General features: G+C 52.6%; 15 protein-coding genes, 1 tRNA gene and 1 other RNA gene. 5 read left to right on the top strand and 12 right to left on the bottom strand.

Features of this window, described 5'->3' with window-relative positions; genetic code table 11:
• Positions 1–2: 2 nt before the first annotated feature.
• The 3 genes from PLF13_11155 to PLF13_11145 all read right to left on the bottom strand — a co-directional run bounded on the left by PLF13_11155 (position 3) and on the right by PLF13_11145 (position 3,720).
• Positions 3–983: a PhoH family protein gene (locus tag PLF13_11155; GenBank protein HOP07833.1), complete on the bottom strand. Its 981-nt coding sequence runs from the start codon at positions 981–983 to the stop codon at positions 3–5.
• A 12-nt stretch (positions 984–995) separates the two neighbouring features.
• A complete protein-coding gene (gene aspS, locus PLF13_11150; protein HOP07832.1) occupies positions 996–2,819 on the bottom strand; it encodes an aspartate--tRNA ligase in 1,824 nt (607 codons plus the stop codon).
• A 142-nt stretch (positions 2,820–2,961) separates the two neighbouring features.
• Complete coding sequence (locus PLF13_11145; GenBank protein ID HOP07831.1) at positions 2,962–3,720, bottom strand: hypothetical protein; 759 nt, start codon at positions 3,718–3,720, stop codon at positions 2,962–2,964.
• Positions 3,721–4,117: 397 nt separating this feature from the next.
• Between PLF13_11145 and PLF13_11140 the strand changes: the two genes are divergently transcribed.
• On the top strand, positions 4,118–4,618 hold the full coding sequence (locus PLF13_11140; GenBank protein HOP07830.1) for a PTS sugar transporter subunit IIA: 501 nt from the start codon (positions 4,118–4,120) through the stop codon (positions 4,616–4,618).
• Between the two features lie 81 nt (positions 4,619–4,699).
• On the opposite strand, the gene PLF13_11135 is transcribed toward PLF13_11140, so the two are convergent.
• The 5 genes from PLF13_11135 to PLF13_11115 form a co-directional block, all read right to left on the bottom strand.
• Complete coding sequence (locus tag PLF13_11135) at positions 4,700–8,143, bottom strand: M6 family metalloprotease domain-containing protein (protein ID HOP07829.1); 3,444 nt, start codon at positions 8,141–8,143, stop codon at positions 4,700–4,702.
• A gap of 471 nt (positions 8,144–8,614) precedes the next feature.
• Entirely contained in the window at positions 8,615–9,478 is an 864-nt protein-coding gene (locus tag PLF13_11130) for a DMT family transporter (protein HOP07828.1), read from the bottom strand.
• 192 nt (positions 9,479–9,670) lie between these two features.
• Complete coding sequence (locus PLF13_11125) at positions 9,671–10,687, bottom strand: energy transducer TonB (GenBank protein ID HOP07827.1); 1,017 nt, start codon at positions 10,685–10,687, stop codon at positions 9,671–9,673.
• Between the two features lie 267 nt (positions 10,688–10,954).
• Positions 10,955–11,220: signal recognition particle sRNA large type (gene ffs / locus PLF13_11120), an RNA gene on the bottom strand.
• A gap of 189 nt (positions 11,221–11,409) precedes the next feature.
• Positions 11,410–11,482, bottom strand: a tRNA-Ala gene (locus PLF13_11115).
• A 191-nt stretch (positions 11,483–11,673) separates the two neighbouring features.
• Here PLF13_11115 and dnaX point away from each other — a divergent pair.
• From dnaX to PLF13_11095, 4 genes are read left to right on the top strand one after another with little or no spacing between them, the layout of a single operon-like run.
• Complete coding sequence (gene dnaX, locus PLF13_11110) at positions 11,674–13,464, top strand: DNA polymerase III subunit gamma/tau (GenBank protein HOP07826.1); 1,791 nt, start codon at positions 11,674–11,676, stop codon at positions 13,462–13,464.
• Positions 13,391–13,714 (top strand): YbaB/EbfC family nucleoid-associated protein, encoded by a 324-nt coding sequence (locus tag PLF13_11105; protein HOP07825.1) that lies wholly within the window; start codon positions 13,391–13,393, stop codon positions 13,712–13,714. Before dnaX ends, PLF13_11105 begins: the two co-directional genes overlap by 74 nt.
• Positions 13,715–13,734: 20 nt before the next feature.
• A complete protein-coding gene (recR, locus tag PLF13_11100) occupies positions 13,735–14,331 on the top strand; it encodes a recombination mediator RecR (GenBank protein HOP07824.1) in 597 nt (198 codons plus the stop codon).
• Between the two features lie 6 nt (positions 14,332–14,337).
• Entirely contained in the window at positions 14,338–16,368 is a 2,031-nt protein-coding gene (locus PLF13_11095; GenBank protein ID HOP07823.1) for a hypothetical protein, read from the top strand.
• Here the strand turns inward: PLF13_11095 and sthA are convergent.
• The 4 genes from sthA to PLF13_11075 form a co-directional block, all read right to left on the bottom strand.
• Positions 16,365–17,765, bottom strand: a complete 1,401-nt coding sequence (sthA, locus tag PLF13_11090) for a Si-specific NAD(P)(+) transhydrogenase (GenBank protein HOP07822.1) — start codon at positions 17,763–17,765, stop codon at positions 16,365–16,367. The two genes, PLF13_11095 and sthA, sit on opposite strands and share 4 nt — an antisense overlap.
• 90 nt (positions 17,766–17,855) lie before the next feature.
• Positions 17,856–18,926 (bottom strand): DNA recombination protein RmuC, encoded by a 1,071-nt coding sequence (locus PLF13_11085; GenBank protein ID HOP07821.1) that lies wholly within the window; start codon positions 18,924–18,926, stop codon positions 17,856–17,858.
• A gap of 17 nt (positions 18,927–18,943) precedes the next feature.
• Positions 18,944–20,530 (bottom strand): hypothetical protein, encoded by a 1,587-nt coding sequence (locus tag PLF13_11080; GenBank protein ID HOP07820.1) that lies wholly within the window; start codon positions 20,528–20,530, stop codon positions 18,944–18,946.
• A 139-nt stretch (positions 20,531–20,669) separates the two neighbouring features.
• The gene (locus tag PLF13_11075) at positions 20,670–21,668 is read right to left on the bottom strand and encodes a PorV/PorQ family protein (GenBank protein HOP07819.1); all 999 of its coding nucleotides are present in this window, start codon (positions 21,666–21,668) and stop codon (positions 20,670–20,672) included.
• Positions 21,669–21,677: the final 9 nt, after the last annotated feature.

The following is a 21,677-nucleotide window of genomic DNA, read 5'->3' as shown; positions in this document are numbered from 1 at the left end:
CCTCACTCCTTTCGCCGCGGTTTCTCAACCCGGTCGTAGGCTTTGATAATCTCCTGCACCAGACGATGCCTGATCACATCCTTGTGCGTCAAGTAAACAAAATCGATCCCTTTGATCTTGCCGAGAATCCTTTGCACGTTGACCAGCCCGCTCGATCGCGGCCGATCGATATCGATCTGGGTTATGTCGCCGGTGATTACTGCCTTGGATTTCTCACCGATACGCGTGAGGAACATCTTCATCTGGGCGTTGGTCGTATTCTGAGCTTCATCCAGAACTACAAACGCTTCGTTCAAGGTACGCCCACGCATGAACGCCAGCGGGGCGATTTCGATTACACCTACTTCGAGCAGCTTCCGGATTTTATCCGGCTGCAACATATCATAAAGAGCATCGTAAACCGGTCGTAAGTATGGATCGACCTTGGCCCTGATATCTCCGGGCAGAAATCCCAAAGATTCTCCCGCCTCTACCGCGGGTCGTGTGAAAACGATGCGATTGACATGGTTGGCCTTCAGCTCGGCAACCGCCATCGCAACGGCCAGGTAGGTTTTCCCGGTCCCGGCCGGACCGATGGCAAACACGATATCGCTGCGGTCGACGGCCTTGACATATTCGCTTTGCCCGACCGTCTTGGGTTTAATCGCTTTCTTCAGAGCTGAAGTCAAGAGACTGGCGGTGGAGATATCCTCCGCCGGGCCACGGCCGTTTTCCTTGACCATTGCGATAGCATAATTGATATACTGCTCGGTGATAAAATCCCCCTGCCGTACCCGTGTTACCAGGTCCTCCAACAGGCGGATCACCTTCTCTACCTCGTCCGGGTTCCCCGTAACGGTAATGGAATCTCCCCGGGCTATCACCCGGCAATCGAAGCGGGACTCCAGCGTCCTCAGATTGAGGTCGTTTTGTCCAAACAACAGCCGTTGATCAAGTCCTTCGACTGAGAAATTGCGACTTATCTGCTGATCTGTTTCAGGCATCAGGTTCCTGTTTTAGTCCTTTACCTTGATACTGAGACCCAACTCATCGAGTTGTTCCTGGTCGATTTCTGAAGGTGCCCCATCCATGAGCGACTGGGCGTTGGTAGTTTTCGGAAAGGCGATAACATCGCGGATCGAATCGGTTCCGGCCATCAGCGCTACGAGTCGATCCAATCCCGGAGCCAGCCCGGCATGCGGCGGGGCGCCGTATTCGAGCGCCCGCAACAGAAAACCGAACATGCGGTCGGCTCGTTCTTTGTCGATTCCCAGAATCGCCAGCACCTGCTCCTGCAACTCACGCCGGTTGATTCGCTGGCCACCCGAGGCTATTTCCCAGCCGTTCACCACCAGATCATACTGCGATGCCCGTGCCCGACGCCAGGGGTGCTGCGGATCGGACAATGGCAACTGAGAGCTTGCGCCTTCGGTCATTAGCGACAGATCTTCTTCGACGGGATGCGAGACGATGTTGTGCATGGCCTGTAATCCGCCGGTTTCCTCGTTATATTCGAACAACGGGAACTCCGTTACCCAGAGGAATCTCCATTCTCCAGGCTTCGCCAGACCATGCATCCGACCCAGGTGTAACCGAAGCTGTCCTAAAATCATTTCGGTTTGCAGCTTCTTGTCGGAAATAATGAACAAGGCGTCACCGGTTTTCATCGAGGCCTTCTCACAGAGAGCCTTAACCATGTCGTCACCGAGGAACTTAGCAATCGGAGATTTGATGCCGTCCTCTTTGAGCATTATATAAGCCAGCCCCATAGCGCCGCAACTTTTGGCTTTCTCAGTAAGCTCATCGATCTGCTTACGCGAATAACCGGCGCCTCCTTCGAGAACGATTCCCTTCACCGCTCCGCCGGCGGCGATATTGTCGGCAAACACCTTGAAATCACAGCCGGTCAAAGTCTCGGCCAGGTCTATCAACTCCATCCCGAAACGAAGATCCGGCTTATCGATTCCCCAGCGGTTCATTACTTCTTCATAACTGTAACGTTCGAACGGCGTTTGAAGTTTGATCCCCATAACACGCTCGAAGAGATCGGTCATCATGCCTTCGGCCACAACGAATACATCATCCGGCGTCGCAAACGACATCTCCATATCAATTTGGGTATGCTCAGGCTGACGATCACTGCGCAGGTCCTCATCACGTAAACAACGAGCCAGTTGAAAATAGCGATCGAATCCCGACACCATGAGAATTTGTTTCAAAAGTTGCGGTGATTGCGGCAGGGCATAAAATTTCCCTTTGGCCACCCTCGACGGGACTACATAATCACGCGCCCCTTCAGGCGTCGATCGCATCAACAGCGGCGTTTCTATTTCATAAAAGCCCTGACCGGCCAGATAATTACGCACGGCCATGGTCGTATCATGACGAAGTTTCAGCATGCGTTGCATGGGAGCACGCCGGAGATCCAGATAGCGGTATTCCAGACGAAGTGACTCGTTGGCGTTACATTCATCCTCAATCTCGAACGGAGGTGTTTTCGAAGTAGCCAGGGTGTAAAATGCCTCAGCTACGACCTCAACCTCACCGGTCGCCATATTCTTGTTGATCGTTCCCTCAGGACGAGGTTGAACCGTCCCCACCACCGCCACGACATACTCATGACGAGCGGTATTGGCCTCAGCCAGCATGTCGCGATCGAAACTCTCCGGGTTAATAACCACCTGGGTGAGACCGTAACGGTCCCGAAGATCGATAAAAAACAAACCTCCCAGGTTGCGATAGCTGTTTACCCAACCGTTCAGCGTTACTTTCTTGCCCTGGTCGGCGATTGTCAGCTGCCCGCAGTTGCAGGTCCTTTTTATATCCGAATAAGCAGGCATTAAACCTCACTAACTGTCAGTGTTATAATGTATTATCGGCACATTAAACCACTCGGTGAAGCATTTCTCCGGGTGACCGATGTCTTAAGGTAATGCTTTGAACCGGGATAAGTCAAGAAACGCGCCGATAGTAAAAAATGCCTCAGCGATAATAGTCCTGCCAGGCATCGTTGAACAATTTACGCAGATAGAGGGGGATATTTACCGTGGACTCGAAATGTCCAAGATATGTCGGCTCGCTCTCAACGACGCGAAAGATGTCATACTGCGAATATATACAACCGGCCAGACAGTCTCCCCAGGCTTTTCGGAAGAAATAGATCCGAGCATCATCGTCCGGCCAGGCTAAAAGCATTGGACCATCGCCGATGAAACGGTTCGGCGTAGCGAAAGTAATCCCGGGTAGTTGTTCGTAAGCCTGAGCCAGCAACACCGGATTGAGCGGTTCAGTAAACTCCAGCACCGCCCAGGCAAGTGATGGATGATAAGTTCCCACAACCACCGAATCGAAACCGTAGACCAAGTTAAGCGAATCCCACGCCCGGTATTCACCGGCCAGCACCGAATCGTATGTAGTCTCTTCGAATCCGACCACGATTTTACCACTCTGCCAGGGAGGGCAGAATTCGATAGCAACCTCGGGAACGGAGTCAAGAAACCGATCACGGATCGATGCCATCTCCGCATCGAGTGATATAGCCAGAGAATCCGACACGGCTATTTCTCCTCCCAACCACAACGCCATTGCCTGGGCTTCAGCGCCTGGCTCCGATTGCGCGGTGGCTATCGGGGTGGTTTGACTGCCGTCATCCGTTGGCGCCGTTGGAGGTTGATCGGAACAACCAGGAATTACCGTAAGCACCAACAGCAGGGCAATATTTATAGCAATATAAGCTCTCATAGGCCCTCCCTTTGATCTTCGACGTAAAGCCGGAAACGCTTGACTGACGCGGCTTTTCACGGATCAAGAAAGAACCCAATAAGGAAATTATGCGCATTTTCTGAACAGACGACAGTTGCCGTTGGGAACGATTTGCAGAAGACAACTGAAAAACGACATAATGAAGTAGACAGCAATCTGAGGGATCTTTGGTTTCTTATAGATGTGTAAGATTACTGCATAGGTGAGACACCTCGTCTGCCCCTCGGTCTATGTAGTTAAAAAGGACATGGCGTCTCCAAGTGACGCATGGCTTCTACCACATAGTAAGGATGTGTGTATATCTATTGACAGCGTGGTGAAGTAAAACGTATAATGCTTGCTAAAATTGTAAACTTAAGAGTCCGATATAGTTAGTATGAATATCTCGCGGTACATGGCCGAGGATCGCATCAAGCTCGAAATGGAGACTGTGATCGAGCCACTCGAAGAGGGCATGTCCGAAATCAAGTGGCAGTTAACAGCGAAGGAGAAAATCCTCGACGAGCTGGTAACTCTACTTGAAAACGGCACGCGTGTCGGTAATCGTACCAAGTTGCTTATCGACTTCGTGAACCGCGAGAAAAAGGCCACCACCGGCATTGGGGATGGAATCGCTATCCCCCATATTCGTTCCATGCAGGCCAAGGAACTGGTAATGGCAATCGGTCGCTCCAGCGAGGGATATTTCTTTGACTCGCTCGATGGCCGTCCCGCTCATTTGTTCTTTATGATGGCCGCTCCTCCTTACGATGACAGTCTTTATCTAAAAGTCTTTAAAGCCCTCTCCGAGATGTTGCAATACGAATCGTTCCGCCAGGAACTGATGGATGCTCAAAGTCCCGGTGAGATGCTTCGCATCATCCGCTCCGCGGAATGAGAACTACTTTTTGAAATACAACGCCCCGGCTGCTTTTCGCAGTCGGGGCTTTTCATTTCATCGTCGATGTTGAGAATTGATCTACGGACAAGCCGCCGGCGCAGGTCCGCTCTGGAACATATACGTTACCAGGTAAACCAGATCGGAAATATCCGGTCCGGCGCCGGAGCCATCGATATCACATGCATCCATACAAGGCGGCTCGGTTCCGCCCTGGAACATATAAGTCACCAGGTAGACCAGATCGGAAATATCCGGCCCGGCGCCGCTGTTGTCGATATCTCCCATGATTTGACAGCAGGAGGTTCTCTCCGTGTACATAACGAACGTTTCCGAGGAATAAGTCTCGGCCTCGGCCAGATCGGTTGCCTTGACACGCCAAAAGTAAACGGAATTCAGTTCAAGGGTGATCGGTAAGTAGGTCGAAGTCTGATCCAGATGATCCCATTCCGTGTACGTGGCGAATGTTGAATCGGTCGTAACTTGCAAAGTGTAAAGAACAAAATCGTTCGGATCGGAATCGATAGCTTCATCCCAGACCATCAACGGCTGTGACACCAGCACGGTATCCCCGTTAACCGGTGAGAACAGCGAAAACGCCTGCGGTGCCTGATTCACGGCGTTAACCCAGAAGGAAGCGGTATCCGACCAATCGGAGTATTCATAACCATCGTAGGCGCGAACACGCCAGAAGAACTGCTCATCCTCTGTCAAAGGAATATCGACTGTCCAGCCGGTCGCTGCGGATTGCTCCACCACATCCGAAGCCGAGGCTACCATGTTGGTCATCTCATGATCGGAATAAACCTCAAAATAATAAAGGAGGGCATCCGCTTCGGAGTCTTCGAAATTAACCACCTTGAGCAGCGGGGTAGTCGTTGAGACCAGTTCATCATTGATCGGTACGATTAAATTCCCCGGCTGGGGACGGCCGTTCATGTGGAATTCCTGACTCATCCACTCCGACCAGGTAACACTGTTGTTTACCCGTACCGCGAAAACATAGGAGGATCCATCCTCAAGCGGATCACCGGCGTAGACAACCGAGGTATCCGTGCTGCTTATCACTCCGGGATCCCACCGGTTATCGTCGTTATAGCAGGCCGTACCGGTTCCTACCGTCACCTCGAACGAGACGGTACCGATGCCGGTGGTGTCGGTCACCTGCCAGGAAAATTCAGGAGTGTGATCTATTACGTTGTCGAGGGAGACTTCATCGAGTAGCGTCGCTCCGCTTGCCGTCGGATTGAACGAAACGATATGTCCCGATAAGAAATCGAGAATCCGGTCCATAACGTCCTGAGACGTGGCATAACCCTGATTAACGTAATCGCTGGAGATCGCTTCAAATCCGAAGCTCATCAAAACCAGATTATATGCTCCTCCATAAGTAATCACCGACGGCGTGCCGTTGGCGGTGAAATTAGCTTCGGAGCCATTGATTACGTTCATGGTCTGAGGATCGGTTTGATCCGAAGTATTGGCCCAGCGAATTTTAAGCCCGTCACCCAGGATCGAACCGGTTACACCCAGGTGCAAAGGATAAAACAGATCGGCGGCATATTCGACTCGCAGATAGTTATTCAGGAAAGCAGGATCGTCGCTATCGAGCTGTTTCACGATCGACTGCCCGGTAAGAAACAAATTACCGCCATTGTCCAGATAGGTTTCCATGGCAGTAATGTCGGCTGACGATAGAATTCCCGAGCGACTCGCACCGGTCAGCCAAATCACGGTTGTATACTCGTTCAGAAGCGCCCCGGAGGGTGAACCTTCGGTGGATTTATCATAGAGATCATACGGTTTGCCGTTTGCCAACAACGGGGCTGTTACACTGCTCTGGTAATCGTCGCCATTGTCGTCATCGACCACCAGAATCTCGGCGCCGCCCAAATGAATCTCCAGCCCGAAATGGGTTTCATCGAGCGGATTGTCGGTAGTAATGTCAAGCGAGAAAGAATCGATACAGGGCTCGAAATCAATCGGGATAGTGAACTGCAGCGGTTGAAGATAATTGTCGCCGGTTCCACCCGATCCGGCCACCGTGCCGATATTGACCGACCCGGTGGGGAAAGTGATGTCATTGTTGGCCGCCGAAAGAACTGCCGTAACGTTGGTGGCTCCCAACCAGGCGTTGCTCAACGCGAAAGTCAGTTCAATCGTCTCCCCCGGCTCGAAAGTCCCGTCGCCATCACCGCCTGCATTATCGTCAATAGCCATATCGGTCATGGTAAAGCGGGCATGAGAATAATCGATATCGAAATTGGCATACATCATCGAATCTACATCGGAGATATTCCAGACTGCGACCAGTGTCTGAGCACCCGAATAAGCCCTGCTGTTCGGTACCGACAGGTCATCGAAATGAGTCGCGGTTTCGGTTCCCCAGGGATCCGAGCCATCGCCATTGTTGACGTCGTTCTCCAGATCGTATCGGCCGTCGGCCTGCTCGACATTGACCAGACGATGCCACTCGTCGTCATTACTCCACATACTCTCATCGACATGATAGATTATCAAACCTGATCCTGGCGCATTGATGTCGTATCCAATTTTCCGGCGGTTCTCTACCAGAAAATACTGCTGTCCCACAATTCCATCCTGCCAGACTCGGTATAACACCGGATTATAGTAAGAGGTGGCAATGGCCACGTCGAGCTGGTTCGAAATAATGTTAGTCGGTTCAACAAAACCGAGTTGGTACTTGCACCAGGCATCGAAATAAGACGGACGAGCCCCGTTGCTGCCCCAGGAGCCACCGGCCATGATCGACCAATAGCCAATCCCATCGGTGGAATAATCAGTATCGTAAAGATCGGGTAAACCGAGCGTGTGTCCGTATTCATGAGCGAAAACACCCATCGTAACCAGACCGCTGGAGCTGTTCTCTTCCGGTTCCATCGAATACTGTGTAGCCGTAACACCGTCCAGATAGAGGGAAGAATGCAGGCCGGAGTTATGCGACCAGATATCGTAATCACTGCCGGTCTGCTCCGCACCGAGACCGGAGTGGATGATAAACACGCCATCGATATAGCCGTTGCCGTCGTTGTCGTAGAGCGAGAAATCGACATCATCGTCGGCCATGAGCAGAGCATCTTCGGCCAAATGCTGGGCGTTGGTCGGATAAGAGCTGAAACCGTAGTTCGCATTGACGTAATAAGCGTAATCCTCCGGCATGCGATACCAACCGACCACATCTCCGATCATGATAAAACCGCCGTAGGAATTGTCCCGGTAAAACTCCGACATGGAGTAATGGGTATCGTAGTTGTCGAACGAAAACAGGAGTTGTTCGAAATCTTCTTTCAATCCATAGATAAGCCCCCCCGACGCCGGTTTGTCGTCGAAATCGGCCAGAATAACTATCACCCGGAAGGTGTCCGGTTCCTCAGCGCTGAACGACTGCGCCATACCTGAAGATCCCTTACGATCGGACAACGCATCACCGGGTGCAAAGAAACCCTTTTCACGAGCAGCGTTTAATTTGGCAGCCAACTGATCAAGGGTACCATTGGCACGCAATAGCGCTTCCAATTCAGGTGACGGCGGTGTGGCTTGCACTACTGGTGTTAATGTTGAAGCTATAAATAAAACAATGGCGATTAGGATGAGGAAAGATAGATTTCGAGAATGATTTCCACAGTTGATCACGATGTGTACTCCTATCACGAAAAGGTTGGACCCACAGCATTAAAGATAGTCATTAGCTTTAACCTGTCAATCCAATTTATTGTTACACAACAGATTGACCATAACATTATTATCGACAATCGAGATCGGACACATGAGTTTCAGGACCGACCGGATCATTGGCATAAGCCCTCAAAGCAGAACAGTTTAGGCCGTACCACCTGTTTAACAGTTCATTTTAATTGGAGTTCCTTCCGCACTGAACTTGCGGTAAGGTGGTGCAAATCAGTCAGAGAACTACTGGAAGTTTAAGTAGTACGTAATCCTCGTGATTTTGCGGAATAGATATCGTTACATTGCCGATCAGGCAGTTGCCGGGCGGCTCTTTCGCTCCGACACATACACCCCGGCTGAGATCAACAGGGCGCCGATTACCAGCCAGAGCGTGATCGGTTCATCGAGCAACAGCCAGGCAAAGATCATCGTGAAAATCGGCTCAATGTACAGATAGGCGCCCACTTCAGCCGCCGTTTGTCGTTTGAGGCCTTCCGCCCAGAGCCAGAACGAGACCGCCAGACAGAACACCCCGAGGAAGATCAGATTGAGCCATGTGATCGGCTGCATCGCGAGATAAACGGACGGACCGGATGTGATCAGGCTGTAGGGGACGAACACTGCTCCGGCGACGGCAGTCATCCAGAACGTCGCTGTCAGCGGATGGACTTTTTTGGTTATATCACGCGTCACTACGGTATAGATCGCCCAGGTAACACATGATCCTAAAACAATCACATCGCCCCGTGAGTGAATCCAGGTCAGGTTGTCCAGGTTGCCGTTGGCTGTCAGCACCACCACTCCGACCGCCGCCAGGAACAGCCCCAGCCATTGGGAACCGGAGAATACTTCCTTCAAATAAACCCAGGCAAGAACAGCGATGAAAATTGGTGCCGTTGTCAAAATCCAGGCGGTGTTGGAGGCGGAGGTCTCTTTCATGCCGGTTGCCATAACCCAGAAATGCAGGAAAACGATAAACGCCGCTATCGCTAATTTCCCTTTCCCGGCCACCGGCCAGACCGACATACCCTTGGCTTTGATTATCAGATAAAGCACCGGCGCGGCCATGAGAAAACGGGCCGAAATCATCTCGACCGGCTCCAACTCGCGAAGCACCATCTTGATCGAGATGTAGGACATCCCCCAGAACAACACCGGGAGTATGAGGAACAACGAAGACAGCCGCATATACGGCGGGAAGGTACGCTCTTTACCGCAGCCATACAAGCGGGATTTCGGCAGGGTCCCTTAAGGCTGTCGCATTCATAGCCGCCAACGGTACGACAGATCTCCGGAAAACAAGCTGGGCGTTACTTGGGCCGGGAATCGAACCGACTCTGAAGTGCCGCCGGCGTCTGACATGGGCTATCTACTACTTAGCGAAAACTCCACCGAGTAAGTAACCCAGCAGGCCATCGGCTGGCCCTCGCACAATCCCGGCTTGAACCTGCAGCCGTACGCGGCCTCGACAGCAGCGTTGTCGAGCAGGATAGAACCGGAACTAGCTCCCACTTTGGCTACCAACACTTCGCCCGCCTTGCCCACTAGTGCTTTGACCGCAACTGCGCCGGTGATTCCGCGAATCTTAGCCTCGCGAGGATAATCCGGAGGATTGTTGGAAACCATCGCGGGATACACCGGATCCACACATGGCATATCGGTATCGCTGCTCCCGTCTTGAACCGCCTCCAGCAACCGGTTCAACCGTGCGTCTTCATAGACCGGCCCGAAGACCCTATTGAAGTACTCGTGCACCCGCGCTATGTCACCCTTCCGCTCATAGAAGCGGGCAAGCGCCAAAAACGCATCTCGGTGCACCGGGTCGACGCCCTCAACGGTGTCGGCAACAGCTTTGTCCCGAAGATCGACGACGCATCCCCGGATTTTATCGGTCAACGCCTTTGCCTGCGTGGGATCGTTTGTTACACACAGGGCAGTATCGAAGAAGAACATGGCCTTCTCACAGTCACCCTTCTCCATAGCAGCACGTCCGTCCCGGACGAAATCCTCGGCGGAAAGCACCGGCAAATCAAAAACGGCTGTAAAGCCCTTCTTGACTTTCCCGAACTTCTTTCCCTCAACCGGAACGACCAGACAGGCGGCCTCGTACAGGCTCACATCCTGCACCTGCAGTCGCGCCAGCACGGTCGTATCGGCGATCTTTTCGCCGTGGTTCCACCGCTCCTTGATCTTCGCGATGCTGCCCTCATCGCCTACCTTGAGGCCATCGGCATAGCCGCCGCCGATCAAGACCACCGGCACCTTCTCTCCGGGGCCCGACTCCGCCTTGGATTGCATAAGAATATCGAATTCGCTGGCCTGGGTCGGCGCAACCAGCGCCAAAACCAGCGCCATCCCAACAACAACGCTCAGCCTTCTCATAGTCTATCGCTCCTCATCTCATCATCACATCAATCGGCACCGGCCGGTCGTCTATCACAACTCGAACGAGACTTCCCACGTTACCTGGCACCCTTCAGGTTGGCCGTCTTGGATCGCGGGGTGAACGCGGTTGGTCGACAAAGTTGTCCCTTCTCGTGAATGTTCGTTGTTCTGGGAATAATATGGAGATTAGACTCAACTGTCAAGGCGAACGGCAGCTCACACACAGAAAAAGCCCTCCGGCATATCGCCGGAGGGCTTTCGTTTACGTGCACCCACCTCTGAACCGTCAACCGTAAGGCTCTTCGCCCAGCCGGCTCCGACCGGGTGACCCTGCAACACACAGAAGGAACCACTTACCGCTGCTACCTTCCGGTCCTGACGGGGTTCATGGGCTTCTGTTGTACAGGACCCGGTCTTCAACACCACTTAAACGTCGAAACCAAACAGCGACTAAGCCCTCGGGTGGGAATTCAACCCCGGTATAGCGGATTCCGGGTTACAGGGCACCGCTAACTCCCCGTCTAGCACAAATCGGTGCAGGTCCTGACCCAACGCAATTCGTGGATACCGGCCTTCGCCGGTATGACGTCTCGGAGACATCGTGGGCGGCAGACGTCCTCGTCTGCCCCATCCTGGCATCGAACGATGTCTCGTCGTTGGGTCAACAGATATTCTTGTCAAAGAACAGGCGGATCATCCGGGCATCCGCCAAAACAAAATGGAGCAGATGGGGATCGAACCCACGACCTCAACGTTGCGAACGTTGCGCTCTCCCAACTGAGCTACTGCCCCAATTCTATCTTATTCAATCCCGACCACGGTATAAAGCAGCCGTCTGCCGGGGGTCTAACAATAACATATTTGTCCCCGCCCGCCAAGTGGTTTTTCGGCTCCGCCGACAGGCAGCCTAACCCGCGTCCCAACCCAATTAGGGCCAAATTTATGATTTCCCCGGCTGGATCGATAATGTATATTGTCAATCCATGAGTTATCTCGTATTTGCTCGCAAATACCGCCCACAGCGGTTCGAAGATGTGGTGGCACAGGATCATGTGACCCGGACACTCCAGAACGCCGTAAAAAACGACCGTGTCGCTTCCGGCTATCTTTTCTGCGGCCCACGCGGCACCGGCAAAACTACCACCGCCCGTATCCTGGCCAAGGCTCTCAACTGTGAGCAGGGTCCTACACCCACCCCGTGTGGCGAGTGTTCGTCCTGCCGCGAGATAGCTTCCGGGACCTCTATGGATGTCCTCGAAATCGACGCTGCCTCCAACACCGGCGTCGACGATATCCGCACCCTGCGCGAAAATGTCCGCTATTTACCTGCCTCCGGGCAAAAGCGTATATACATTATTGATGAAGTCCACCGACTCTCCGGTGCGGCGTTTGACGCCCTGCTCAAAACACTCGAGGAACCTCCCCCCCACGTCCTGTTCATCTTCGCCACCACTGAGCCCTCGAAAGTCCCCGAGACGATTCTTTCACGCACTCAGCGATACGATTTCAAGCGGGTTTCCGCCGCTGATCTCGCCGGGCATCTGCGGAAAATAGCCGACGCCGAAGGCCTTCAAATAACCGATGCAGCGCTGGGGATCCTGGCTCGCAAAGCCGACGGCTCAGTGCGCGACTCCCTCTCCCTGATGGACCAAATCGCTGCTTATGCCGGTGAAACGATCGATCAGGACGAGGTCATCAACGCTCTCGGGCTGGTTGATCGGCAATTACTGCTGGACTACACCCGCGCTATCGCTTCGCACGATACTCGTTCATCGCTGGGGCATATCAAAGCGGTCGTTGACAGCGGCACCGACACGCGCGATTTCGTCACGGAGCTGCTGGAGCATTTCCGGACGCTGATGATTATCAAGGCTACCGAATCGACCGACAGCCTGAACGATCTCAACAACGATGAGCGTGCCGCTCTCAAGGAACAGGCGGACTTTTTCCAGCTAGGCGACCTGGTCCGACTGACCAAGATCGGCTCCGATCTGCTCGGCGATCTGAAGCGCAGCGGTCTCGATCAACGGCTTCTACTCGAAGTTGCCGCTATTCGCATGGCCGAAATGGAATCCACCGTCAGGTTCGAGGACATCCTCGGCTATCTCAAGCAGGGAGCGCCACCGGTCACGGCACAACCGTCTAATAACCTGTTCGGACAGGCTGAAAAAAAAAAGAACACCGCTGACTCCAGACCGGTAACGCAACTCCGACGACCACCGGAAACTCTCGAATCCCTTCCTCCAGCGACACTCACTTATCCGGTGCGCAACATCAACCTGCCGACCGTACAGCTCGGATGGAAAAATTTCCTCGGTTTCCTCAGACAGAAAAATGTCATGCTCGCCTCACAGCTTTCCATGGCCGAGGTTCAAACCGTGGAACAGAATCGGCTGAAAGCCGTATTCGGATCTTCCGGGTGCGCGGCGAAACAGGTGGTGGAGCGCCCGGACAATTTAAGCTTGATAATCGCCTGCCTCAGGGAGCATTATGGGGCCAATTTGAGTATAGCTTTCGATATCGACCGGACACTCCAGCAGGAGGAACCGATCACAACCGATCCGGACCATCCCAAGATCAAGGTCTCGGATTTGATCAAACAATCTCCGCGCATCCGGAAATTGATGGATTTAGTCGACGGAGAGATAATTGGTGTAAAAAACGTAGTTAAGTTTTATCGAGGACGACAAGGAGAACGACATGAAAGGTGGCATGGGCAATATGATGAAGCAGGTTCAGCAAATGCAGGCCAAAATGGAGAAAATCCAGGCTGAACTTGAAGAAGCACAGGTCGAGGGTTCCGCCGGCGGCGGCATGGTAAAAGTGATCGTCAACGGCAAACAGGACATAGTCTCAATGGCAATCGACCCGGAAGTAGTCGATAAAGACGAAGTCGAAATGCTTCAGGACCTGATCATCGCGGCCATTAACCAGGCCAAACAAAAAGCCCAGGAACTCCAGACCGAGAAGATGTCCGCCCTGACCGGCGGCCTTAATATCCCCGGCCTTAACCTGCCGTTCTAGTGTTAAGGAGTCATTGACACATGTTCAAATCGGCAGGATCGGTCGAACGTCTGGCCAACCGCCTGGCCCGGATGCCCGGGATCGGGCGCAAATCGGCCAATCGTCTGGCTTTTCACATTCTCAAACTGGCTCCGGAAGAAGCGTTCGAGCTAGCCGATATTATTCGCGAGGTGAAGGAAAAGGTCGGTTTCTGTTCTATATGTAACAACATTTCGGAAACCGATCCCTGTCAAATATGCACGGATCCCAGACGTCGTTCCGACATCATCTGTGTTGTCGAAGAGACCTCCGATGCCGCCGCACTGGACAAAGTCGAGGGATTCAACGGTCGTTATCACATTCTCGGGGGAAGACTCTCTCCACTGGACGGGATCGGTCCCGACGATCTCAAAATCAAGGAACTGCTCAATCGGCTCAACGGTGAAGTGACCGAAGTAGTCATCGCCACCAATCCCAACGTAGAGGGTGAAGCAACGGCAATGTATATCGCCAAGTTAATTCGTCCGCTCGGCGTTAAAGTATCTCGTATCGCGCGGGGACTTCCGGTCGGCTCCGATCTGGAATACGCCGACTCGGCCACGCTGTCGCGGGCAATCGAGGGACGCCAGGAGATGTAGACCACCATGAATAAAAACCGCTCCGCTCTTATCCTTGCTATTGCTGTATTCGGCCTGTTTATACTTGGCCGTTTCATCGGAACTCAACTCGGCGTCAACACCTGGTCGTTTACCCATTGGCAGTTTCTGCCGCAGGTGTGGCCCGCCGGCTGGTTTGCAGCGATGGCTTTGCTGGCCACGCTGTTGATTCTTTTCCCGGAGAAACCGGCCCAGGTTCTTACTTCCCGATCAGGCACAATAGCGGGGGCGGTTGTCCTGGGAATTCTAATCGTGCTGTTCCACTCCGACTCGATGGTTTTCGACGGCGGAAACTTAAAAGTGGCGCAAATCTCACAGATTCCTACCACGGTCATGCGCTGGTTCGAGTTCGGGACCTCAGCCCGCATCTCTATGGTATACGGGATGCTTAACGGCGGAGACCTCAAAGCCGATACCGCCGCAATTTATGCCTGGCAGTCAATATCGCTGGTAGCGACTCTCCTGACTATTGTCGCCCTGATTTTTCTTACCAGGGAAGTCACCAAAGATCCCGTTAAGCGCCTGGCTTTTTTCCTGGCATCGTTTTTGGGCCCGCAACTGCTGGTGATGTTCGGAGCAATCGGTTTTGAACCGACATTAATAGCCGTTATATCCTGGTACGCTTATCTTACGGCCCGACACGGCCGGATCGGTACCTGGCGCTCGCTTGGCTGGGTGCTGGCGATACAGATTGTCGGATTACTGCTTCATGTAAGTACGGCGATTCTTTTACCGGCCACGATTTTCCTTATCATCAGGCAATTCGTTGGACCGGACAATCGTGGTCGACTGGCACTCACCATCGGGCTGCTTTCGATCGTAGCCGGTGTAATTGTCATATACTGCCTGGCCTCGACCAATTTTTACTTCTCGCATTATTTCCTTTTCTTGAAAGGCAAGCGTCCGATAGCCGATTACAGTCTCTTCTCTCTGCGACACATAAGCGATGTAGTCCAACTCTTTTTCCTGGTTTTCCCGGCGGTCCTGGTACAGAAGCTCCTTTTCTTCCGACACGGCTGGACTCGAACCGATGACCCACTGTTCAACACCATGACTCTGGCAGCAGCAGCCGGAGGTACGATTGTTTTTATCTCCGATCCGGTCGATGCAATCGTCCTCGACGTCCCCGGCCTCGCAGCTTTCCTGTTCCCCTCACTTCTGGTCCTGACCTGGTTGTTGACGCGTATCAACAGCGAGAAATTCTCCGGTCGCGCTCTGATAGGAGCCGTCACGGTACTGATCGTCATGGCTCCGACAGCGGTTCTGCCGACATATCTCAGAATCGACCTGGCTGATCCATACGCCAAAGCCTATTACGAAACCAACGAGTTGTATTATCTGCAAGGCTCCATAGCCTTTCGCGATGCTTATTTCGCTAAAGGTGATCTCGATCCAGCCAATCGCTGGGAATGGGATATGCCGATAAAATCCTCGGACTATCTCGATTTTCAGGGAATCGGCAACTTGATTATCGACAACCAGGAAGATGATGCCCTGAATCTCCTCTATCGTATGATCTCCAAAGACCCGTATTGGGTTCAACCCCGCAACACCCTGATCGGACTTCTACTTAAGCAGGGCAAACTCGAATTCGCCCGCCCGCACATTGACACCGTTCTCATGCTGGCTCCTTACAATCGCGAAGCTCTCATGAACAACTACCTCACCCTGCGTAACGCCGACAGATACATCGAGGCATTGAAAGCGGTCGATGAAACCGCCCGGATCTTTCCCGACAATGAAGCGATTGCAATCGATCGGATGATTATAAACTATTACGGCGGGCAATATGACGTTGCGGCAGCGTTGGCCGACTCTCTCATCGCCGATGACACCACTCGACCGCAACCCTACATGATCAAGGGCATGCTGGCTGACAGAGACCACGACGCCAACGACGCCCTGGCCAATTACCGCAAATTCCTTTCACACGGACCGAATGCCGAGGATGCCGAACTTGTCCGTTCCCGCATCGAGCATATTACTGAGATTTTGAATAAACAACAGACCGGCCGTTAAAAGAGTTGGCTCAATCGAGCGAATCCGTCGAGTGCCGCTACTTTATACGCTTCGGTCAGAGTCGGGTAATTGAAAACCGTGTCGACGAAATAATCCAGCGTACCCCCATGGGTCATTACCGCCTGACCGATATGAATCAATTCGGTGGCCCTTTCTCCCACGATATGCACACCCAATATCCGACGTGATTTAGCATCGAAAATCAACTTCAGAAGACCGTCGTGATCATTGATGATCTGCCCTCGGGCCAGCTCGAAAAAGCGAGCGATTCCGACCGAATAATCATGCCCCGCTTCGGTCAGTGTTTCCTCCGTCTCCCCCACCATTGAGACTTCGGGAATGGTGTAGATCCCGTACGGCAACAGGGTATTAATACACGAAGTATCATTCTTACGAAAAGCATGCAAGGCCGCCAGACGCCCCTGATCCATAGACACCGACGCCAACGACGGGAAGCCGATGACATCACCTACGGCATAAATCCCTTTGACCCCGGTTTCGTACTGGCCGTCGACCTTTATCAGACCACGCTTGTTTACCTCGATCCCAACTTTATCCAAACCGAGAGATTCGGTATTACCGACACGACCGGCCGCATACAACAGACGGTCCGACACGATCTTCCGGCCTCGTTTAGTGACCACTATTACCTGGTTGTTCCTGATTTCAACCTGATCGGCTCCATCACCGAGGTTAAGGGTAATGCGGTATTTGCGCATCAGGTACATGAGGGCTTCGACGATTTCGCGATCAAGGAACGAGAGCAACTGCTCACGGTCATCGACTATCGTCACGTTGATGCCGAGATGAGCAAAAATGCAGGCATACTCACAACCTATCACACCGCCGCCGATTATGGTCAGCGATTGAGGCAGGATATCCAGGTTGAGAATCGACTCACCGTCGTAAATAAACTTGTGGTCAAAATCGATATCATCCGGATGATAAGGTCGGGTGCCGGTTGAAAGAACGATTGCTTCGGCCGTAAGGCTCTGTTCGATGCCGTTATCGCCGACTACCTTGACACGATTCGACCCGGTGAGCGAACCGGTTCCCTGAATCACTTCGATTCGATGTCTGGCCATGTTCTGCTGAATGACATCGAGTTCTTCCTGGATCACCTGATCCTTCCGGTACATCAATTCCCGCACCGTAACGTTGGGACGGACACCGCCCATGAGGCCGTAAGCCGAGCGCTGACGCAGACCGGAGATATAAAGAACCGTCTCCCGGAGGGTTTTAGAGGGGATCGTCCCGGTGTGGATACAAACGCCGCCCTGTACCGAATGCCGCTCGACGATTGCTGTCGTCTTGTGCATCTTGGCCGCTTCAATGGCGGCTTTCTCTCCGGCCGGGCCGGATCCTATGACTATAAGGTCGAAGTGTTTTTCGCTCACGTGTTCTTCCTGCCGTCGCTTTCTATTAACAACCGTAATCGCTCCGGGTTTCGGGAGATCGATTAAAAGTTACAAGAAAGGCGGGCAGGATCAACCACTAAACATGTCATCGTCGTTAGCTGAAGACTCTTGTGACTGACTTTCGGGATGGCTGTCACCGGCTTGTAAACGTTCCAGTTCGCTACGGACACGGCTTAATTCGCTTTTGGTCGAGGTAAGTACCGCCCCCAATCGACGGTGCGAACTTTCCATGCGGTCGTTGAAGCCAACCAGTCGTTCCAACGATTCCTTGAGTCGATTCAATCCGGCTACCAACTCGCGGCTGGAACCGGCCAGTCCGGCCTGTGTGTAAACAGCTCGGAGCGATGCAAGAAACGCATAAAGGTGCCCGGGAGAACTCGGGATAACGTTCCGAGCCAGCGCCTGATCCAGCCCGGCGCAGTCATCTTGAGAAACAAACCGGTAATAAACCGCCTCCGACGGGATATACATGAGGGCGATATCGGTGGTCTGTTCATCGGGTCGGATATATTTACTTGCAATGTCCTCGATATGTTTCTTCAACACCCGATTCAGCTCTTTGACATCCGCCTCTTCGCCTTCGCTGCTCATGCGTCTGAATGCCTCCAGCGGGAATTTCGAATCGATCGGGAGCAGGCGATCAGCCAGTTTTATCACGGCATCGACACGTTTGCCGTCGGCGAGGCGGTATTGCGTTTCATAAAGGCTTTGCGGAAGAATCTGGCTAAGCAGGTTTTCGAGCAGGATTTCCCCGAGAGCGCCCCTCAACTGCGGTGGTTTGAGCAATTCCGACAATGACTGAATGTTGCCGCCGATCTGCTCCAGATTCTTGGTCTGGACGGCCAGACGACCGAGTTGATTCTCAATTTCTCCGAATTGAGCCATGCGCCGATCCAGACTGGATGTCCCCTCAGAAAGCCGCTCCCCAATCTGCCGACCGGTTTGATCCAGTGAGTCCTTGAGAGATATGAACCCCTCCATCTGCTTCTGGATAATATCAGCCTTAAGAGATTCCAACCGGGCTTCGGACCGATCATCTCCGCCGCCGGTAAGACGCCGCCTGAGATTGATCACCAGCCAGAGCAGTAAGAATAACAAACCGGCAAAGCCGATAACTACGGCAATATCGACCGAACTCATCTAGCGCCGGACTCCTGTCATTGATTCAGTAATTGCAGATCCTCCGCTTCGAACTTGATGTCCCCAACAAGCTCCTTTTTGAGTCTCATGGCAATCACATTTCCGGCTGTGTTGATATAGTCATCCGACGGACTGAACGAGAAGACATATTTAGCCACCAGGTAATTGGTCGCATAATCATATAATCCCGCTTCATTACGGTCGAACCGTAATCCATACCGCGCTCCGGGGAAAGCACGGCCGTCGAGGTATTGCTCCATAAACAGATCGGAAACCACATTTTGCAATTCCGGGACATGATTGAACAGCAAATTGCCGCTGAGCGAATCTCCGGGTTTTAACGAAAAGCGGAAATTCAACCAGTCGCCGTCGCGAGATATCGTTACCTTGTCATCTTCATACACCGGCTTACCTTTACCGGTCGTTCCGGGCAGTAATCCACGATTGGTGATCCGTACCTCCCTGGCATATTCGGTGAACAAACTGTCCAGAGTCATCCAGTCGGGATCACCGGTAACGGCCGTTATCCCCATTTTTACGTCGTTGATGGTCATGCTGTATACCTGATTGAAATTCGATCCTGACAATACCCGGTATACATCTACGTAACCATCGGGGCCGAGCCGTTCCCAAAGATAAGCACTGAAAAGACCGGTCATCGGGTAAGCTATGTCGGCGGTAGCACTTGATTCATAGAACCGCATCGTAAGCAGCGAATCGAAATCGATTATCTTATCAAGATATAGAAATGCTCCCAACTCCATAAGAGCCTCAGGCTCCTTACCCCAGCGTCCCCCCATCGCCACCGCTAGTCCTTCCTTCATGATCGGCTGCGTGTAATAAGGCAATTTCTTGAGTTTGATATTTACTAAAAGGTGCATGAGTTCATGGTAGTGCGGGAAGAATGCTGAAATCATGTCGTTGGATGCCTGATCGAGCATACCCTTGACCAAATAGCCGGTTATCTGCATCACCGTTGAATCGTCATGGCAATAGAAATAGTCAATCTTCTCTCGGGCGATTGTCTCAAAATCGGCCTTGGGTATCTCTAACTCCCTGACGATGCGCTCCACGAAACGATCAGCTTCATCCAGGGCAATCTGATTGGGTGGTATACACAACGGATCTCGATGAATCCTGAAATACTTCGTCTCGCTGACAGACCAGTCCTGAGCATAGCAATCCTGCGGATACACCAGCCAGAAATAGCGACCGTCATAATAAGTGTAATAGTAGTAGATCACTCGGTTCGTGCCGATCATCTGGTTGAACTCGAGCCTCGCAAAGCGACCGTCAAGTTCCTTTACTTGCTGCACCGGCGAGATCAAGTAAGGCCGATACAAATCCAGATCTCTTACGATCGGAGACACACAGTCGAACTTCATCGGTATACCGGTGAATTCGATTCCGAACTTGGTCCCCCGCTTTAGCGAAGGTCCCCACCATAGGTCCGGAGCAATATCGTAATTACCGGAAGCCAGCAGGTCGAAGTAGTCCGACAGAGCCGCAACACTCCGATCGGCATATCCCTGCGCCGTTACCGAGCCACAGGCCAATCCCCCCAACAAACCGACTAATAGAATCACCCGCTTTACCGATATCATCAGATCAGTCTCCTGCACAATTCAGATTCCTAGTTTCCCGTAATTTATATTTGTTTTACCCCTGTTGTCCAGCCGTGATACATCAAAAAAAGCCCTCGCCGCACGGACGAGGGCTTTGACTGATCAAGATACTAATATCTCAGAACGAGAATCCAACCGAAAACCGATGGGTGTTATCCAGACGTCCGAAATCCTGCCAGGAGTAATCGATCAACAACTCCGTATCGTTCGAAATGTTGGTCGATAATCCGGCTCCGAACGACAAGGTCTCTTCATCGTAACCCATTTTGTAACCGGACCGGACAAAGAAAGTCTCATCCCAGGCCCACTCGGCTCCGACCGAACCCTGCTGGTTAAAGTCATTGGGGTGCTTGAGTTCTCCACTCAGTGTGAGCATGCTCTTCGCCCCGGTGTTGACGTCATAGGCGACGCCGAAGCGGAAGGTCATCGGCAGTTCGTATTCGGTCGTCTTGACCGAGGCGCCGATCGTCTCATTGGCTCCCGTACCCAGCAGTTCATCGTAACTTACGTCAAGATCCGAACCGGAGAATTTCATTTCAGGCCCCATGTTCGAGATACACATACCGAAACGCAGCGAGCGCCAGCCGGTGTGCATCATGGTGCCAAAATCGAAGGCAAAGGTCGAAGCGTTTTCGTTGTCGATCCGCTCGCCGACGTACTTAAACGTCGCTCCGAAGGCGAACTTAGCGGTCAACTGACGAGCATACGAAAGACCTACCGCGTAAGACGCAGCCGTATAGGTTTGACCAGTGCCGTTCTCCTCCTCGAAGGTAGTGATCTCCTGCTCGTCCATTGACAGAACGGTTGCCGAGACCCCGAACGTACCGATATCCTCAAAATATCGAGCGAAACCGAAATAGTTCAGGTCAATATCGAGGAACCAGTTAACGTTGGTAAAACCGACCGACCAGTTTTCAACCTGAGCCAGTCCCGCCGGATTCCAGTAGGTCGCATAGATATCGTTGGCTACGGCCGAAGAGGCCTCACCCATACCGTTGTATCGCGACCCAACCCCGATCTTCAGGAACTGAGCACCGCTGGTACCTACTTTCGATTCACCGGCAGAGGCGGCGCCAGCTATGAAAACGATCAACAAGACTGTAATAATCTTTTTCATCGTGGACCT

The sequence above is a fragment of the Candidatus Zixiibacteriota bacterium genome (genome assembly GCA_035380245.1).
In the GTDB taxonomy this organism is placed as follows: Bacteria; Zixibacteria; MSB-5A5; order GN15; family FEB-12; genus DAOSXA01.
This window is presented reverse-complemented; position numbering and strand designations above follow the sequence as displayed.

Coding starts and splice junctions, on each gene's coding strand:
- PLF13_11125 (HOP07827.1), bottom strand. CDS start 10,687: ATGAGAAGGCTGAGCGTTGTTGTTGGGATGGCGCTGGTTTTGGCGCTG.
- PLF13_11080 (HOP07820.1), bottom strand. CDS start 20,530: ATGATATCGGTAAAGCGGGTGATTCTATTAGTCGGTTTGTTGGGGGGA.
- PLF13_11105 (HOP07825.1), top strand. CDS start 13,391: ATGAAAGGTGGCATGGGCAATATGATGAAGCAGGTTCAGCAAATGCAG.
- recR (HOP07824.1), top strand. CDS start 13,735: ATGTTCAAATCGGCAGGATCGGTCGAACGTCTGGCCAACCGCCTGGCC.
- PLF13_11095 (HOP07823.1), top strand. CDS start 14,338: ATGAATAAAAACCGCTCCGCTCTTATCCTTGCTATTGCTGTATTCGGC.
- PLF13_11155 (HOP07833.1), bottom strand. CDS start 983: ATGCCTGAAACAGATCAGCAGATAAGTCGCAATTTCTCAGTCGAAGGA.
- PLF13_11075 (HOP07819.1), bottom strand. CDS start 21,668: ATGAAAAAGATTATTACAGTCTTGTTGATCGTTTTCATAGCTGGCGCC.
- aspS (HOP07832.1), bottom strand. CDS start 2,819: ATGCCTGCTTATTCGGATATAAAAAGGACCTGCAACTGCGGGCAGCTG.
- PLF13_11140 (HOP07830.1), top strand. CDS start 4,118: ATGAATATCTCGCGGTACATGGCCGAGGATCGCATCAAGCTCGAAATG.
- PLF13_11145 (HOP07831.1), bottom strand. CDS start 3,720: ATGAGAGCTTATATTGCTATAAATATTGCCCTGCTGTTGGTGCTTACG.
- PLF13_11085 (HOP07821.1), bottom strand. CDS start 18,926: ATGAGTTCGGTCGATATTGCCGTAGTTATCGGCTTTGCCGGTTTGTTA.
- dnaX (HOP07826.1), top strand. CDS start 11,674: ATGAGTTATCTCGTATTTGCTCGCAAATACCGCCCACAGCGGTTCGAA.